This is a genomic window from Streptococcus mitis (assembly GCF_946190155.1).
GTDB classification, from domain to species: domain Bacteria; phylum Bacillota; class Bacilli; order Lactobacillales; family Streptococcaceae; genus Streptococcus; species Streptococcus mitis_CL.
This window is the reverse complement of sequence record NZ_CAMHZL010000014.1, coordinates 1-18,545: the sequence shown is the minus strand read 5'-3', so window position 1 is coordinate 18,545 and position 18,545 is coordinate 1. Positions and strand designations below refer to the sequence as shown.

The following is an 18,545-nucleotide window of genomic DNA, read 5'->3' as shown; positions in this document are numbered from 1 at the left end:
GCACCAAAACCTGCGCCGAAGCCAGCACCAAAACCTGCGCCGAAGCCAGCATCAAAACCTGCGCCGAAGCCAGCATCAAAACCTGCGCCGAAGCCAGCACCAAAACCTGCGCCGAAGCCCGCACAGAAACCCGCGCCGAAGCCGGCACCAAAACCCGCACCAAAACCTGCGCCAAAACCTGCGCCGAAGCCCGCACCAAAACCGACTGAAAAAACTAAAGAAACAACTCCTAAACAGGATAAATCACAATCTAAAGCTCAGTCTGGCTGGGTAGGGTCTTCGTACTATGAAAATGGTGCTAAAGTTACTAATAAGTGGATTTTTGATAAAAAAGCTAATTCTTATTTCTATCTAAATGCATCGGGAAATTATGTCCAAAATGCCTGGGTCGGTAATTACTATCTCAAATCTGATGGTAAGAGAGCTAAGAATGAATGGATTTATGATAAGAAATCGAGTTCATATTTTTATCTAACATCAGAAGGAAGTTCTGCTCGTAACACTTGGGTAGGAAATTACTACCTCAAATCAGATGGTAAGAGAGCTAAGAACGAATGGATTTATGATAAGAAATCGAGTTCATATTATTATCTAACATCAGAAGGAAGTTCTGCTCGTAACACTTGGGTAGGAAATTACTACCTCAAATCAGATGGAAAGATGGCCAAGAATGAATGGATTTATGATAAGAAATATTCTGCACATTATTATTTAACAGCAGAAGGTAGCTATGCTCGTAACACCTGGGCAGGTAATTACTATCTAAAATCAGACGGGAAGAGAGCTAAAAATGAATGGATTTATGATACGAAATCGAATTCATATTTTTATCTAACATCAGAAGGAAGTTCTGCTCGTAACACTTGGGTAGGAAATTACTACCTCAAATCTGATGGCAAGATGGCCAAGAATGAATGGATTTATGACAAAAACTACGGTTCATATTATTATCTAACAGGAGAAGGCAGCTACGCACGTAACAAATGGGTCGGTAATTACTATCTAAACTCAAACGGTAAGATGGCCAAAAATGAGTGGGTAGATGGTGGTCGTTATTATGTTGATTCTGATGGAAAGATGGTTAAAAGTGACTGGATTTATGATAAAAACTATGGTTCCTATTATTATCTAACAGCAGAAGGAAGCTACGCTCGCAACAAATGGGTAGGTAGATATTATCTCAAATCAGATGGAAAGATGGCCAAGAATGAATGGGTAGATGGTGGTCGTTACTATGTCGATTCTGATGGTTATATGTTGAAGAATAAATGGGTAGATGGTGGTCGTTATTATGTAGGATACGACGGTGTGTGGCAACCAAAACCAGCAGATGGAAATCAATATAACGCGGCTTTAAGGCAAGCACAAGGTTATAATAGGATTTATTTGTCAAAAAAAAGAATTTATGAGATGTTAATTTTTGAAGGTTTTAATAGTGACGCTGCACAATATGCTATCAATCATTTGCAAGCAGACTATAAGGCGAATGCCTTAGCTACAGCAAGAGAATACCGAAAGAATGCCCATTTATCAAAGACAGAAATTTATGAGAGGCTAACTTTTAAAAAATTTACCAAAGAAGAAGCAAACTATGCAATTCAACATCTAGGTGACTAATTATTTAGAATAACTATTTTAACACCAATTGACAAGTCAAGTACAACAAAGTTGTTCCTCTGATTAAGAGAGTATTTTTCAAGCTGTTTGAGTGAACTCAAACAGCTTTTTTGCGGACTATAGCCAAGTTCAAAATAGAAGGTTCTCCGATTGTCTTTCCACCCAGAACAGAATGGATTTTCCAATTTCAAAAAGGGGTTGGAGTTTATAGGTGTGAACAAAGGCATCTATGCTGTGTCCCGTTGGTTTCCCCAAAAATCTCAGCCGGTTTGAGTCCTACGTTTAAATAAGTTTCAATTTCTACTCACTCAGCTTCAGATAAGTGCTTGTATAGTTATTATTTTAATGTAAAAAAGATTAAGGATATGGTATACTATAAGTGTAAATCATAAGAAAAGGAGATTTTTATGAGAAGATCAAAAAAAATTTTGGTTACAAGTTTAGCAGCAACTACTTTTGCACTTGTTTCTCTTTCAGATACAATGGGGATGTTGCCTTTCTCATCTCAGAAAGTATCTGCTCAAGAAAAGGCTGAGTCTAAAAATGGTAAGATTGTAAAAGAGAATACAAAACCCGCGCCGAAGCCGGCACCAAAACCTGCGCCGAAGCCAGCATCAAAACCCGTGCCGAAGCCGGCACCAAAACCTGCGCCGAAGCCAGCACCAAAACCTGCGCCGAAGCCAGCATCAAAACCTGCGCCGAAGCCAGCATCAAAACCTGCGCCGAAGCCGGCACCAAAACTTGCGCCGAAGCCAGCATCAAAACCTGCGCCGAAGCCAGCACCAAAACCTGCGCCGAAGCCAGCACCAAAACCTGCGCCGAAGCCGGCACCAAAACCTGCGCTGAAGCCGGCACCGAAACCAGCGCCGAAGCCAGCACCAAAACCTGCGCCGAAGCCAGCACCAAAACCCGCGCCGAAACCGGCACCAAAACCCGCGCCGAAGCCGGCACCAAAACCTGCGCTGAAGCCGGCACCGAAACCCGCGCCGAAGCCAGCACCAAAACCCGCACCAAAACCTGCGCCGAAGCCAGCACCAAAACCTGCGCCGAAGCCGGCACCAAAACCCGCGCCGAAGCCAGCACCAAAACCTGCGCTGAAGCCAGCACCAAAACCTTCGCCGAAGCCAGCACCAAAACCTGCGCCGAAGCCGGCACCAAAACTTGCGCCGAAGCCAGCATCAAAACCTGTGCCGAAGCCAGCACCAAAACCCTCGCCGAAGCCAGCACCAAAACCCTCGCCGAAGCCGGCACCAAAACCTGCGCCGAAGCCGGCACCAAAACCCTCGCCGAAGCCGGCACCAAAACCCTCGCCGAAGCCAGCACCGAAACCTAAAGAAACAACTCCTAAACAGGATAAATCAAAATCTAAAGTTCAGACTGGCTGGGTAGGAAATTACTACCTCAAATCAGATGGGAAGAGAGCTAAAAATGAATGGGTAGATGGTGGTCGTTATTATGTTGATTCTGATGGAAAAAAGGTTAAAAGTGACTGGATTTATGATAAAAAGCATGGTTCATATTATTATCTAACAGCAGAAGGAAGCTCTGCTCGCAATAAATGGATAGGAAATTCTTATCTCAAATCAGATGGGAAGATGGCCAAGAATGAATGGGTAGATGGCGGTCGTTACTATGTCGATTCTAAAGGTTATATGGTAAGGGATAAATGGGTAGATGGTGGCCGTTACTATGTAGGATACGATGGTGTGCGGCAACCAAAACCAGCAGATGGGAACCAGTACAATGCTGCTTTAGAAAAGGCAAAGAGTTATAATTCGTGGGCAAATATGTCAAAAAAAGCTCTCTATGAGCAATTAACGTGGCATGGTTTTTCAAGTTCAGCAGTGCAGTATGCCATCGATCACTTGAATGCAGATTACAAAGCAAATGCCTTAGCTAAAGCAAGAGAATACCGAAAATATAGTAATATCTCAAAAACTGAAATTTATGACAGGCTAACTTCTTCTTGGTTTGGAAAATTTACAAAAGAAGAAGCAAACTATGCCATTCAAAAACTTAATCTACCATCAGAAGGCAGCCATGTTCGCAATAAATGGGTAGGAGCTTATTATTATAAATCGGATGGAAAGATGGCCAAGAATGAATGGGTAGATGGCGGTCGTTACTATGTCGATTCTAAAGGTTATATGGTAAGGGATAAATGGGTAGATGGTGGCCGTTACTATGTAGGATACGATGGTGTGCGGCAACCAAAACCAGCAGATGGGAACCAGTACAATGCTGCTTTAGAAAAGGCAAAGAGTTATAATTCGTGGGCAAATATGTCAAAAAAAGCTCTCTATGAGCAATTAACGTGGCATGGTTTTTCAAGTTCAGCAGTGCAGTATGCCATCGATCACTTGAATGCAGATTACAAAGCAAATGCCTTAGCTAAAGCAAGAGAATACCGAAAATATAGTAATATCTCAAAAACTGAAATTTATGACAGGCTAACTTCTTCTTGGTTTGGAAAATTTACAAAAGAAGAAGCAAACTATGCCATTCAAAAACTAGGGGATAAATAGTTATTAATTATTAGATGTAACTTTTTCATGCAAAGCTTTGCACAAATCTAACGATTTTGTTATACTATATCTGTAAGCATTTTCAATTAAAAAGGAGAAGACGATGAGTCAAAAGATTATTGGGATTGACCTTGGTGGAACTTCTATCAAATTTGCAATCTTGACAACAGCAGGAGAAATCCAAGAAAAATGGTCTATCAAGACCAACATTTTGGATGAGGGAAGTCATATCGTAGATGATATGATTGAGTCTATTCAACATCGTTTGGACTTGCTTGGATTGACAGCAGCAGACTTCCAAGGTATTGGAATGGGATCACCTGGTGTGGTTGACCGTGAAAAAGGAACTGTTATTGGTGCCTACAACCTCAACTGGAAAACCCTTCAACCAATCAAAGAAAAGATTGAAAAAGCCTTGGGCATTCCTTTCTTCATCGATAATGATGCCAACGTAGCTGCTCTTGGTGAGCGCTGGATGGGTGCTGGAGATAACCAACCAGACGTTGTCTTTATGACACTCGGTACTGGTGTTGGTGGCGGTATCGTTGCAGAAGGCAAATTGCTTCACGGTGTTGCTGGTGCAGCAGGTGAGCTTGGCCACATCACTGTTGACTTTGACCAACCAATCGCATGTACCTGTGGTAAGAAAGGCTGTCTTGAGACAGTCGCTTCTGCAACAGGGATTGTCAACTTGACTCGTCGCTATGCCGATGAATACGAAGGCGATGCAGCCTTGAAACGCTTGATTGATAACGGAGAAGAAGTAACTGCTAAGACTGTCTTTGACCTTGCAAAAGAAGGAGACGACCTTGCTTTGATCGTTTATCGTAACTTCTCACGTTACTTGGGAATCGCTTGTGCCAACATTGGTTCAATCCTAAACCCATCAACAATCGTTATCGGTGGCGGTGTGTCAGCTGCAGGAGAATTCCTTCTACAAGGTGTTCAAAAGGTTTACGACGAAAATACCTTCCCACAAGTACGCACAACAACTAAACTAGCTCTTGCAACTCTAGGAAATGACGCTGGAGTTATCGGAGCAGCATCACTTGTTTTACAATAAGATAGAAATGACAGAGCTTGGTGATTCATCAGGCTCTTTTTCAAGATCATTAACTTTTTGATTTTAGAAAGGAGATTTTAAATGAATGAGTCAGAACAATCCATGTTTGAATTGGCTTTGTCCATCGCAAAAAAAGCACATGAGGGACAATATGATAAGGCTGGAGTAGTTTATATCAAACACCCTCTTTTTGTAGCAAGTCTGGTCGATACGCAAGAAGAAAAGGCAGTCGCTCTATTGCACGATGTTCTTGAAGATAGCCCTTATACAGCAGAAGAACTAATATTGGCTGGTTTACCAGAGACTGTTGTTACTGCAGTGCAGGTACTGACCAAGAAAAAGGGACAAGATTATCAACAATATTTGGAACTTGTTAAATCGAATCCTCTAGCACGTTGTGTCAAATTAGTAGATTTGAAACATAATTCAGATTTATCTAGACTAGCTACAATTACTGAAAAGGATCTGGAACGATTCGAAAAATACAAGAAAGCTATTGATTATCTGAGCATGTAGAAAAGCTTTTTTTATGCTATACTAGTTAGGACAATAAATGAGGTGAGAGAGAATGACAAAAGCAGATACGATTTTTAAAGAGAATATTGAACGCATTCTAAAGGAAGGTGTTTTCTCAGAGCAGGCCCGTCCTAAGTACAAGGATGGGACAGTTGCCAACTCTAAATATGTAACGGGTGCTTTTTCTGAGTACGACTTATCTAAAGGAGAATTTCCCATCACAACTTTGCGTCCTATTGCCATCAAATCCGCCATCAAGGAAGTGCTCTGGATCTACCAAGACCAGTCAAATAGCCTAGACGTGCTTAATGACAAGTACAATGTTCACTACTGGAATGACTGGGAAGTGGGAGATACGGGAACCATTGGTGAACGTTACGGGGCGGTCGTTAAGAAACACGACATTATCAATAAACTTCTTAAACAGTTGGAAGCCAATCCTTGGAACCGCCGCAATATCATTTCGCTCTGGGACTACCAAGCTTTCGAAGAAACAGAAGGGCTGCTCCCGTGCGCCTTTCAGACTATGTTTGATGTCCGCCGTGTAGATGGAGAAATCTATCTGGATGCGACCTTGACCCAGCGTTCTAATGATATGCTAGTAGCCCACCACATCAATGCTATGCAGTACGTAGCTCTTCAAATGATGATTGCCAAGCATTTCGGCTGGAAGGTTGGGAAGTTCTTCTATTTTATCAACAACCTCCATATCTATGACAATCAATTTGAACAAGCTCAGGAATTGCTTCGTCGTGAGCCGTCAAACTGCCAACCACGTTTGGTTTTAAATGTTCCTGATGGGACTAGTTTCTTTGATATCAAAGCGGAAGACTTTGAGTTGGTAGATTATGACCCAGTCAAGCCGCAGTTGAAGTTTGATCTAGCTATTTAAAAGAATAGAAAAAAGAAGTTGAGAATAATCCCAACTTCTTTTGTTTCTTAACGTGATACGCGACGACGAGCTGCTTTTTTACGGTTTTCTTCGATGAAAGCTGCTTTTTGCTCTTCTGGTTCAATCACTTTCTTTTTAAATGCGTATACTGCACCTGCAACTGCAGCGACAGTTCCTGCGACACCTGTTACAAGACCTTTAGCGAATCCTTTAGCCATGAGTCTTCCTCCTTTAAATTCTCAATCAGCCAGCCCCTTCAAGAGGTCACATTTTTCTGACTGACCTTTTTGTGTTATAATAATAGTAACGAAAAAATGGGAATTTTTCAAGGAAAAAAGATGAAAACAAAAATAATTGTGATTGTTGGACCGACTGCTGTTGGAAAAACAGCTCTTGCGATTGAAGTGGCCAAGCGTTTTAATGGCGAAGTGGTTAGTGGAGATAGCCAACAAGTCTATCGAGGACTTGATATTGGGACGGCCAAGGCTAGTCAAGAAGAGCAGGCAGCTGTTCCTCATCATTTAATCGATGTTAGAGAGGTAACCGAGTCTTACTCGGCTTTTGATTTTGTTTCAGAAGCTAAGATGGCTATTGAGGATATTCACAGCCGTGGCAAGCTAGCCATTATCGCTGGTGGAACAGGACTTTACATACAGAGTCTACTAGAAGGATATCATCTCGGTGGAGAGACTCCCCATGAAGAGATTTTGGCCTATCGGGCTAGTTTGGAGCCTTATACAGATGAGGAATTAGCTCATCTTGTGGCGCAAGCAGGTCTTGAAATTCCCCAGTTTAATCGTCGTCGTGCTATGCGTGCCTTGGAAATCGCCCATTTTGGTCAGGATTTGGAAAATCAAGAGACCTTGTATGAACCATTGATTATCTGCTTGGATGATGAACGAAGTCAATTATATGAACGTATCAATCACCGCGTGGACTTGATGTTTGAGGCTGGGCTTTTGGATGAGGCCAAGTGGCTTTTTGACCATTACCCTGATGTGCAGGCTGCTAAAGGAATTGGATATAAGGAACTCTTTCCTTACTTCCGTGGAGAGCAGACCTTGGAGGAAGCCAGTGAGAGTCTCAAACAGGCGACTCGTCGTTTTGCCAAGCGTCAGTTGACCTGGTTCCGTAATCGCATGCAGGTCACCTTTTATCAGATTGGAGAAACTGGTGTGCAAGACCGCATTTTTAGCCAGATAGAGGAGTTTTTAGATGATTGAAACGGAGAAAAAAGAGGAGCGGGTTCTGCTCATTGGTGTGGAATTGCAGGGCATGGACAATTTTGACCTCTCCATGGAAGAATTGGCTAGTTTAGCGAAAACGGCAGGGGCAGTCGTTGTAGATAGCTACAGACAAAAACGTGAAAAATATGATTCCAAGACCTTCGTCGGCTCTGGTAAGTTGGAAGAAATTGCGCTCATGGTGGATGCAGAAGAAATTACCACTGTCATCGTCAACAATCGTTTAACTCCACGGCAAAATGTCAATCTAGAGGAAGTTCTGGGTGTTAAGGTCATTGACCGTATGCAGTTGATTTTGGATATCTTTGCCATGCGAGCTCGAAGCCATGAAGGGAAGCTCCAAGTCCACCTAGCCCAGCTCAAATATCTCTTGCCTCGCTTGGTTGGTCAGGGAATTATGCTCAGCCGTCAGGCTGGGGGAATTGGTTCCCGTGGTCCTGGTGAAAGTCAGCTCGAACTGAACCGTCGTAGTGTTCGCAATCAAATCACGGATATTGAGCGTCAGCTCAAGAACGTTGAGAAAAATCGGGCGACTGTCAGAGAAAAACGTCTGGAGTCAAGCACCTTTAAGATTGGTTTGATTGGTTATACCAATGCTGGGAAGTCAACTATCATGAACACCTTGACCAGTAAGAACCAGTATGAGGCTGACGAGCTATTTGCGACTCTAGATGCGACGACTAAGAGTATCCATCTGGGGGGAAATCTCCAAGTAACTTTAACAGATACAGTTGGCTTTATCCAAGATTTGCCGACAGAGTTGGTGTCCAGTTTTAAGTCAACCTTGGAAGAAAGCAAGCATGTGGACCTTCTGGTTCATGTTATCGATGCCAGCAATCCTTACCATGAGGAGCATGAAAAAACAGTCCTGTCCATCATGAAAGACCTGGACATGGAAGATATTCCTCGCCTGACCCTTTATAATAAAGCGGATTTGGTGGAGGATTTTACGCCGACCCAAACGCCCTATGCGCTCATTTCTGCCAAGTCTGAGGATAGTCGAGAGAATTTGCAGGCTTTGTTTTTAGAGAAAATCAAGGATATTTTTGAGTCCTTTACCCTGCGCGTGCCTTTTTCTAAGTCTTACAAGATTCATGATTTAGAAAGTGTTGCGATTTTGGAAGAACGCGATTATCAGGAGGACGGCGAAGTGATTAGAGGCTACATTTCTGAGAAAAATAAATGGAGGTTAGAAGAATTTTATGACTGATATCAAAACCTTAGCTCTAAAATATGGGGGCTATACAAGTCTGGATAAGGTCTATCTGGATCAGCTTCTAGCTGGTAAAACAGAGCAGGAGCAGTTGGCACTGATTACTCCTCCGCCGAGTGTAGTCAATGCTTACTTTGCAGAACTCTACCAGAAAAAGAGTCCTGAGGCTGCGACGGATTATTTTGGGGAACTCAGTCAGGAACTGAATCTCTACAATGATGAGCCAAGTTTCACCCTAGAAAACAAGCCCTTTATTCGTCTGAACCTATCTGGCAAATCATTTGGTTTTTGTTTTGAGAGTGAGGGTCTGGGGCGGATTTTCTCTGAAAATGAAGAGGTTATTTCAGAAGACTTGCTCTTTGAGATTGCGCAAATTTTTCCCCATCAGCTAGTCTTTGAGGAGTCTGGTAAGATTTATATGAAGGCTGTCGGGGACGAGGAAGTTGTTAGCGTGGAAAATATCACAGCTTTGACTGATTTAGAAATCTTAGCAGATGGTCGCAAGCGTCTTAAAGGCTATAGTCAAGAGGATTTACTGCAAGAAGCTGCTTCTTTTTCTGGCAAGCGCTATTTCCGATCGGAAAATCGCACAGCCATGTTATATATTGATTAATTAGAAAGTATCGAATGGATATTCAATTTTTAGGAACGGGGGCTGGCCAGCCCTCTAAAGCCCGCAATGTCTCCAGTCTCGCCCTGAAACTTTTGGACGAGATTAACGAAGTCTGGCTCTTTGACTGTGGAGAAGGTACGCAAAATCGCATTCTGGAAACCACAATTCGACCCCGTAAGGTCAGCAAAATCTTTATTACTCACCTACATGGAGATCATATCTTTGGCTTACCAGGTTTCCTTTCTAGCCGTGCTTTTCAGGCCAATGAAGAGCAGACAGATTTGGAAATCTATGGACCGCAAGGAATCAAGTCCTTTGTCTTAACCAGCCTTCGTGTGTCAGGTTCGCGCCTGCCTTACCGTATTCACTTTCATGAGTTTGACCAAGATTCTCTAGGAAAAATCCTTGAGACCGATAAATTCACGGTGTATGCAGAGGAGCTGGACCACACAATTTTCTGCGTTGGCTATCGTGTCATGCAAAAGGACCTAGAAGGTACCTTGGATGCTGAAAAGCTTAAGGCTGCTGGCGTCCCATTTGGCCCACTTTTTGGAAAAATCAAAAACGGTCAGGACGTTGTTTTAGAAGATGGAACTGAAATCAAGGCAGCAGACTATATCTCAGCTCCACGTCCAGGTAAGATTATCACCATTCTGGGTGATACCCGCAAAACCAATGCCAGTGTGCGTCTGGCTGTCAATGCTGATGTCCTAGTTCATGAGTCCACTTATGGCAAGGGCGATGAAACAATTGCTCGCAATCACGGCCACTCAACCAATATGCAGGCAGCGCAGGTGGCACTAGAAGCAGGTGCCAAACGCCTCCTGCTCAACCATATCAGTGCTCGTTTCCTCTCAAAAGATATCAGCAAGCTCAAAAAAGATGCGGCTAGTGTTTTTGAAAATGTCCATGTGGTCAAAGACTTAGAAGAAGTGGAAATCTAAAAGATTGGGAAAGGATAAGTATGCCTACTATTCTCATTACCGGAGCTAGCGGTGGCCTAGCCCAAGAAATGGTCAAACTCTTGCCAAATGACCAACTCATCTTGCTTGGTAGAAATAAGGAAAAATTAGCCCAACTCTACGGAAATCATCCCCATGCAGAATGGATTGAAATCGATATTACCGATGATTCAGCCTTAGAAACTCTGCTAGCAGATCTCTATCTCCGCTATGGCAAGATTGATGTTTTGATAAACAACGCTGGTTACGGGATCTTTGAGGAATTTGACCAGATTTCCGACCAAGATATTCATCAGATGTTCGAGGTCAATGCCTTTGCCCTAATGAATCTGTCTCGTCGCATTGCGGCAAGAATGAAGGAAAGTCGAAAAGGCCATATCATCAATATTGTTAGCATGGCAGGTTTGATCGCTACTGGCAAGTCTAGTCTCTACTCAGCGACCAAGTTTGCGGCCATTGGTTTTTCAAATGCTCTGCGCCTCGAACTCATGTCCTACAGTGTTTATGTAACGACGGTCAATCCAGGACCAATCCGCACAGGATTTTTTGACCAGGCCGATCCAGATGGAACCTATCTCAAGTCGGTTGACCGCTTCCTGCTAGAACCAGATGCAGTGGCTAAAAAGATTGTCAAGATTATAGGAAAAAACAAACGAGAACTCAATCTACCGATATTGTTGAACCTAGCCCATAAGTTTTATACCCTTTTTCCAAAGCTAGCTGATAAGCTGGCAGGGGATACTTTTAATTATAAATAGAAGAAGTTCCTTTTAAAGGGACTTTTTTACTTCTTTTAATTTAAAGGTTAATAAGTGTTTTTTCTTTTAAACTACATTCAGTTTTTTAATTCTTCTACAAATTTTAGAAAAAACTATCAAAAATATTATTTCATATGCTAAAGTATTGAAAATTCCTATATTATTTAATAAAATAAGGGTAAAAGACTATTTAAAGTATGCGCTTACATAAAAATGAAAGCGATTACCAAAAGGAGGATTTTATGGAAAAAAGCCATTGGAACCGTAAAAGAGTCTATAGCATTCGTAAATTTGCTGTAGGAGCTTGCTCAGTAATGATTGGAACTTGTGCAGTTCTATTCGCAGGAAATATAGCTGGAGAATCTGTAGTTAATGCGGATGAAACACCTATTACTCATACTGCTGAGAAACCTAAAGAGGAAAATCCTATAGTAGAAGAAAAGGTTGATCAAGCTTTGGAAACTAAAAATGTTGTCGAAAGTACAGCACAAAAACAACCTAGTGCCACTGAATCTATTTCATCTGAGAAGAAAGAAGATGAAGCAGTAACTCCAAAAGAGGAAAAAGCGTCTTCAAAATCTGAAGAAAAAGCTCCAAAGATAGAATCACAAGCTTCAAGTCAAGAAAAACCGCTCAAGGAAGATGTTAAAGCTGTGACCAATGAAGAAGTCAACCAAATGATTGAAGACAGAAAAGTGAATTTTAACCAAAATTGGCACTTTAAACTCAATGCGAATTCTAAAGAAGCCATTAAACCGGATGCAGATGTATCTACGTGGAAAAAATTAGATTTACCGCATGACTGGAGTATCTTTAATGATTTCGATCATGAATCTCCTGCACAAAATGAAGGTGGACAGCTTAACGGTGGAGAAGCTTGGTATCGCAAGACTTTCAAACTAGATGAAAAAGACCTCAAGAAAAATGTTCGCCTTACTTTTGATGGCGTCTACATGGATTCTCAAGTTTATGTCAATGGTCAGTTAGTGGGTCATTATCCAAATGGTTATAACCAATTTTCATATGATATCACTAACTATTTGAACAAAGATGGACGTGAGAATGTAATTGCTGTTCATGCAGTCAACAAACAACCAAGTAGCCGTTGGTATTCAGGTAGCGGTATTTACCGTGATGTGACTTTACAAGTGACAGATAAAGTTCATGTTGAGAAAAATGGGACAACCATCTTAACGCCAAAACTAGAACAACAGCAACACGGCAAGGTTGAAACTCATGTGACTAGCAAAATTGTCAATACGGACGACAAAGACCATCAACTTGTAGCAGAATATCAAATCGTTGAACGTGGTGGTCAGGCTGTGACAGGTCTAGTACGTACAGAGAGCCGTACCTTGAAAGCACATGAAGTAACTAGTCTTGATGCGATTTTAGAAGTTGAAAGACCAAAACTCTGGACCGTTTTAAATGACAAACCGGCCTTGTATGAATTAGTTACACGTGTTTACCGGGACGGTCAATTAGTTGATGCTAAGAAAGATCTGTTTGGTTACCGATATTATAACTGGACTCCAAATGAGGGCTTCTCTTTGAATGGTGAACGCATTAAATTCCATGGAGTTTCCTTGCACCATGACCACGGAGCGCTTGGAGCAGAAGAAAACTACAAGGCTGAGTACCGTAGACTGAAACAGATGAAGGAAATGGGGGTGAATTCGATTCGTACGACTCACAACCCAGCAAGTCCTCAGACTTTACAGATTGCAGCTGAACTTGGCTTACTTGTTCAAGAAGAGGCCTTTGATACTTGGTATGGCGGAAAGAAACCTTATGACTATGGACGTTTCTTTGAAAAAGATGCTACCCATCCTGAGGCTAAAAAAGGTGAAAAATGGTCTGACTACGATCTACGTACTATGGTAGAGAGAGACAAAAATAATCCCGCTGTTTTTATGTGGTCAATCGGAAATGAAATCGGTGAAGCAAATGGGGATCCTCATTCTCTAGCGACTGTTAAACGTCTAGTCAAAGTTATCAAGGATGTTGATAAAACTCGTTATGTTACCATGGGAGCAGATAAGTTCCGTTTCGGTAATGGTAGCGGTGGGCATGAAAAAATTGCTGATGAACTCGATGCTGTTGGATTCAACTACTCTGAAGATAATTACAAAGCCCTTAGAGCTAAGCATCCAAAATGGTTGATTTATGGGTCAGAAACATCTTCAGCAACGCGTACAAGAGGAAGTTACTTCCACCCAGAGCGTGAGTGGGTACAAAGTAATCAGTCATGGCGTAACTATGAACAGTCCGATTATGGTAATGACCGTGTTGGTTGGGGTAAAACGGCAACTGCTTCATGGACATTTGACCGTGACAATGCTGGCTATGCTGGTCAATTCATTTGGACAGGTACGGACTATATCGGTGAACCAACTCCATGGCACAACCAAAACAACACGCCGGTTAAAAGCTCTTATTTTGGTATCGTAGATACTGCAGGTATTCCAAAAAACGACTTTTATCTTTACCAAAGTCAATGGGTTTCTGCAAAGAAAAAACCAATGGTTCACCTTCTTCCTCACTGGAACTGGGAAAACAAAGAGTTGATAGATAATGTAGCAGACGCGGAAAATAAAATCCCTGTACGTGCTTATTCTAATGCTGCAAGTGTAGAATTGTTCTTGAATGGAAAATCTCTTGGTCTTAAGACTTTCAACAAAAAACAAACTAGCGATGGACGAACTTACCAAGAAGGTGCTAATGCTAATGAACTTTATCTTGAATGGAAAGTTGCTTATCAACCAGGTACCTTGGAAGCAATTGCTCGTGATGAATCTGGCAAGGAAATTGCTCGAGATAAGATTACGACTGCTGGTAAGCCAGCGGCTGTTCGTCTTATCAAAGAAGATCATGCAATCGCAGCAGATGGAAAAGACTTGACATACATCTACTACGAAATCGTTGATAGCCAAGGGAATGTAGTACCAACTGCCAATAATCTGGTTCGCTTCCAATTACACGGACAAGGCCAACTTGTCGGTGTTGATAACGGGGAACAAGCCAGCCGTGAACGCTATAAGGCGCAAGCAGATGGTTCTTGGATTCGTAAAGCATTTAATGGTAAAGGTGTTGCCATTGTCAAATCAACTGAACAAGCAGGTAAATTCACACTGACAGCCCATTCAGATCTCTTGAAATCTAGTCAAGTAACTGTCTTTACTGGTAAAAAAGAAGGACAAGAGAAGACTGTTTTGGGGACAGAAGTAGCAAGAGTTCGTACATTAATCGGTAAAGATCCAAAAATGCCGAAAACAGTAGGTTTTGTATACAGCGATGGTAGTCGTGAAAAACTTCCAGTAACTTGGTCTCAAGTCGATGTTAGTCAAGCAGGAGTTGTGACTGCTAAAGGTACAGCAAATGGACGTGAGGTAGAGGCTCGTGTCGAGGTTCTAGCAATTGCGAAAGAATTACCAACAGTTAAACGTGTTGCTCCAGGAGTAGACTTGAATACTGTAGATAAATATGTGTCAATACTTGTAACAGATGGAAGTGTACAAGAGTACGAAGTAGATAGCTGGGAGATTGCGGAAGCAGATAAAGCCAAACTTTCAGTAGCTGGATCACGTATTCAAATGACTGGTCAGTTAGCTGGAGAAACTATTCATGCAACCCTTGTAGTAGAAGAAGGAAAAGCTGCAGCACCTGCAGTGCCAACTGTTACTGTTGGAGGTGAAGCAGTAACAGGCCTTACTAGTCAACAACCAATGCAATATCGTACTCTTGCTTATGGTGCCCAATTGCCAGAAGTCACAGCAAGTGCTGAAAATGCTGATGTTACAGTTCTTCAAGCAAGCGCAGCAAACGGCATGCGTGCGAGCATCTTTGTTCAGCCTAAAGATGGTGGCCCACTTCAAACCTATGCAATTCAATTCCTAGAAGAAGCACCAAAAATTGACCATTTGAACTTGCAAGTGGAACAAGCTGATGGTCTCAAAGAAGACCAAACAGTCAAATTGTCGGTTCGAGCTCACTATCAAGATGGAACGCAAGCTGTATTACCAGCTGATAAAGTAGCCTTCTCTACAAGTGGTGAAGGGGAAGTTGCAGTCCGAAAAGGAATGCTTGAGTTGCATAAACCAGGAGCACTTACTCTGAAAGCTGAATATGAGGGTGCTACAGGTCAAATCAATCTCACTATACAAGCAAATACTGAGAAGAAGATTGCGCAATCCATCCGTCCTGTAAATGTAGTGACAGATTTACACCAAGAACCTACTCTTCCGTCAACAGTAACGGTTGAGTATGACAAAGGTTTCCCTAAAGCTCACAAAGTCACTTGGCAAGCTATTCCGAAAGAAAAACTAGACCACTATCAAAGCTTTGAAGTGTTAGGTAAAGTTGAAGGAATTGACCTGGAAGCGCGTGCTAAAGTATCTGTAGAAGGTATCGTTTCAGTTGAAGAAGTTAGTGTGACAACTCCAATCGCAGAAGCACCGCAATTACCAGAAAGCGTTCGTACATATGATTCAAATGGTCACGTTTCATCAGCTAAGGTTGCATGGGATGCGATTCGTCCAGAGCAATACGCTAAGGAAGGTGTCTTTACAGTTAATGGTCGCTTAGAAGGTACTCAATTAACAACTAAACTTCATGTTCGCGTATCTGCTCAAACTGAGCAAGGTGCAAACATTTCTGACCAATGGACCGGTTCAGAATTGCCACTTGCCTTTGCTTCAGACTCAAATCCAACCGACCCTGTTTCAAATGTCAACGATAAATTGATTTCCTTTAATGACCGACCAGCCAATCGTTGGACAAACTGGAATCGTAGTAATCCAGAAGCTTCGGTTGGTGTTCTGTTTGGAGATTCAGGTATCTTGAGCAAACGTTCAGTTGATAATCTAAGTGTCGGATTCCACGAAGACCATGGAGTTGGTGCACCGAAGTCTTATGTGATTGAGTATTATGTTGGTAAGACTGTTCCAACAGCTCCTAAAAACCCTAGCTTTGTAGGTAATGAAGAACATGTCTTTAACGATCCTGCAAACTGGAAAGAGGTAAGCAATCTCAAAGCTCCAGCTCAACTCAAGGCTGGAGAAATGAACCACTTTAGCTTTGATAAAGTTGAAACCTATGCTGTCCGTATTCGTATGGTGAGAGCAGACAACAAACTTGGAACGTCTATTACAGAAGTACAAATCTTTGCGAAACAAGTTGCGGCAGCCAAACAAGGACAAACAAGAATCCAAGTTGACGGCAAAGACTTAGCAAACTTCAACCCTGATTTGACAGACTACTACCTTGAGTCTGTAGATGGAAAAGTTCCCGCAGTAACAGCAAGTGTCAGCAACAATGGTCTCGCTACCGTCGTTCCAAGCGTTCGTGAAGGTGAGCCAGTTCGTGTCATCGCGAAAGCTGAAAATGGCGACATCTTAGGAGAATACCGTCTGCACTTCACTAAGAATAAAGACTTACTTTCTCGTAAACCAGTTGCTGCAGTTAAACAAGCTCGCTTGTTGCAACTAGGCCAACCACTTGAATTGCCAACTAAGGTTCCAGTTTACTTCACAGGTAAAGACGGTTACGAAGCAAAAGACATGACAGTTGAATGGGAAGAAGTTCCAGCAGAAAATCTGACAAAAGCAGGTCAATTTACTGTTCGAGGTCGTGTCCTTGGTAGCAATCTTAATGCTGAGTTCACTGTACGAGTGACAGACAAACTTGGTGAGGCTCTTTCAGATAACCCTAACTATGATGAAAACAGTAACCAGGCCTTTGCTTCAGCAACTAATGATATTGACGACAGTTCTCATGACCGTGTAGACTATATCAATGATAGAGATCACTCTGAAAATCGTCGTTGGACAAACTGGTCTAAAACGCCATCTTCTAATCCAGAAGTATCAGCAGGTGTGATCTTCCGTGAAAATGGTAAGATTGTAGAGCGGACTGTTGCGCAAGCCAAACTTCACTTCTTTGCAGATAGTGGTACGGATGCGCCTTCTAAACTTGTTTTAGAGCGCTATGTCGGTCCAGACTTTGAAGTGCCAACCTACTATTCAAACTACCAAGCTTACGAATCAGGACATCCATTCAACAACCCAGAAAATTGGGAAGCTGTTCCTTATCGTGCGGATAAAGACATTGAAGCTGGTGATGAAATAAACGTAACATTTAAAGCTGTCAAAGCCAAAGCCATGAGATGGCGTATGGAGCGTAAAGCAGATAAGAGCGGTGTTGCGATGATTGAGATGACTTTCCTTGCACCAAGCGAATTGCCTCAAGAAAGCACTCAATCAAAGATTCTTGTAGATGGAAAAGAACTTGCTGATTTCGCTGAAAATCGTCAAGACTATCAAATTACCTATAAAGGTCAACGGCCAAAAGTCGCAGTTGAAGAAAACAATCAAGTAGCTTCAACAGTTGTTGATAGTGGAGATGATAGCCTTCCAGTACTTGTTCGCCTCGTTTCAGAAAGTGGAAAACAAGTTAAGGAATACCGTATCCAGTTGATCAAGGAAAAACCAGTTTCTGAGAAAACAGTTGCTGCTGTACAAGAAGAACTTCCAAAACTCGAATTTGTTGAAAAAGATTTGGCCTACAAGACAGTTGAGAAAAAGGATTCAACACTGTTTCTTGGTGAAACTCGTGTAGAACAAGAAGGAAAACTTGGTAAGGAACGTATCTTTACAAGCATTAATCCTGATGGAAGTAAGGAAGAAAAACTCCATGAAGTGGTAGAGGCACCAACAGACCGCATCGTCTTGGTCGGAACCAACCCAGGCACCTCTCTACCAGAAGATGAAGTGAAAAATCTTGTTCTGAATCGCCCAGAGCTTGTAGTCGAAGAAGAAACCATTGACTTCAAGGTTCAGGAGCGTAAGTCTGATAAGTTGTATCTAGGTGAAACCCGTGTCCTCCAAGAAGGAAAACAAGGTGTCCGTGTTCGCTTGATTGAAGTAGAAAATGGAAAACGTCAGCTTAAAGAAACTTACGATAAAGTTGCTGCACAAGATCGTATCGTGGAAGTTGGAACAAAACCAGGCACCTCTCTTCCAGAAGACGAAGTGAAAAATCTTGTGCTCAACAGACCAGAACTTGTAATCGAAGAAGAAACCATTGACTTCAAGGTTCAGGAGCGTAAGTCTGATAAGTTGTATCTAGGTGAAACCCGTGTCCTC

At 42.2% G+C, this 18,545-nt stretch carries 12 protein-coding genes; 11 read left to right on the top strand and 1 reads right to left on the bottom strand.

The annotated features are described in order from the left end of the window. From N8O80_RS09260 to N8O80_RS09240, 5 genes are all read left to right on the top strand, one after another. On the top strand, positions 1 to 1,617 hold a 1,617-nt coding region (locus N8O80_RS09260; protein ID WP_261028067.1), incomplete at its 5' end, for an Ltp family lipoprotein. Between the two features lie 407 nt (positions 1,618 to 2,024). Next, positions 2,025 to 4,142, top strand: a complete 2,118-nt coding sequence (locus N8O80_RS09255; protein ID WP_261028065.1) for an Ltp family lipoprotein — start codon at positions 2,025 to 2,027, stop codon at positions 4,140 to 4,142. Positions 4,143 to 4,245: 103 nt separating this feature from the next. Then, positions 4,246 to 5,205, top strand: coding sequence for an ROK family glucokinase (locus N8O80_RS09250; protein WP_000078562.1), 960 nt, complete (start codon positions 4,246 to 4,248; stop codon positions 5,203 to 5,205). Between the two features lie 81 nt (positions 5,206 to 5,286). Beyond that, positions 5,287 to 5,721: a GTP pyrophosphokinase gene (locus N8O80_RS09245; RefSeq protein WP_261028063.1), complete on the top strand. Its 435-nt coding sequence runs from the start codon at positions 5,287 to 5,289 to the stop codon at positions 5,719 to 5,721. A gap of 52 nt (positions 5,722 to 5,773) precedes the next feature. Beyond that, positions 5,774 to 6,613 carry a thymidylate synthase gene (locus N8O80_RS09240; protein ID WP_261028061.1) on the top strand — a complete coding sequence of 280 codons (840 nt, stop codon included), beginning with the start codon at positions 5,774 to 5,776 and terminating at the stop codon, positions 6,611 to 6,613. A gap of 47 nt (positions 6,614 to 6,660) precedes the next feature. Here N8O80_RS09240 and N8O80_RS09235 read toward each other — a convergent pair whose 3' ends face one another. Beyond that, entirely contained in the window at positions 6,661 to 6,831 is a 171-nt protein-coding gene (locus N8O80_RS09235) for a DUF3042 family protein (protein WP_001051780.1), read from the bottom strand. A 120-nt stretch (positions 6,832 to 6,951) separates the two neighbouring features. Here N8O80_RS09235 and miaA point away from each other — a divergent pair, with 120 nt between their 5' ends. The 6 genes from miaA to bgaA form a co-directional block, all read left to right on the top strand. Continuing rightward, positions 6,952 to 7,836 carry a tRNA (adenosine(37)-N6)-dimethylallyltransferase MiaA gene (miaA, locus tag N8O80_RS09230; RefSeq protein ID WP_261028059.1) on the top strand — a complete coding sequence of 295 codons (885 nt, stop codon included), beginning with the start codon at positions 6,952 to 6,954 and terminating at the stop codon, positions 7,834 to 7,836. Next, positions 7,829 to 9,067, top strand: a complete 1,239-nt coding sequence (hflX, locus tag N8O80_RS09225; protein ID WP_261028056.1) for a GTPase HflX — start codon at positions 7,829 to 7,831, stop codon at positions 9,065 to 9,067. Before miaA ends, hflX begins: the two co-directional genes overlap by 8 nt. Then, positions 9,060 to 9,683 carry a cystathionine beta-lyase gene (locus N8O80_RS09220; protein WP_223336598.1) on the top strand — a complete coding sequence of 208 codons (624 nt, stop codon included), beginning with the start codon at positions 9,060 to 9,062 and terminating at the stop codon, positions 9,681 to 9,683. Before hflX ends, N8O80_RS09220 begins: the two co-directional genes overlap by 8 nt. A 14-nt stretch (positions 9,684 to 9,697) precedes the next feature. Then, on the top strand, positions 9,698 to 10,627 hold the full coding sequence (rnz, locus tag N8O80_RS09215; protein ID WP_261028054.1) for a ribonuclease Z: 930 nt from the start codon (positions 9,698 to 9,700) through the stop codon (positions 10,625 to 10,627). A gap of 20 nt (positions 10,628 to 10,647) precedes the next feature. Further along, entirely contained in the window at positions 10,648 to 11,403 is a 756-nt protein-coding gene (locus N8O80_RS09210; protein ID WP_120718634.1) for an SDR family NAD(P)-dependent oxidoreductase, read from the top strand. Between the two features lie 242 nt (positions 11,404 to 11,645). Then, a partial coding sequence (gene bgaA, locus N8O80_RS09205) for an LPXTG-anchored adhesin/beta-galactosidase BgaA (protein WP_261028053.1) occupies positions 11,646 to 18,545 on the top strand: 6,900 nt, incomplete at its 3' end.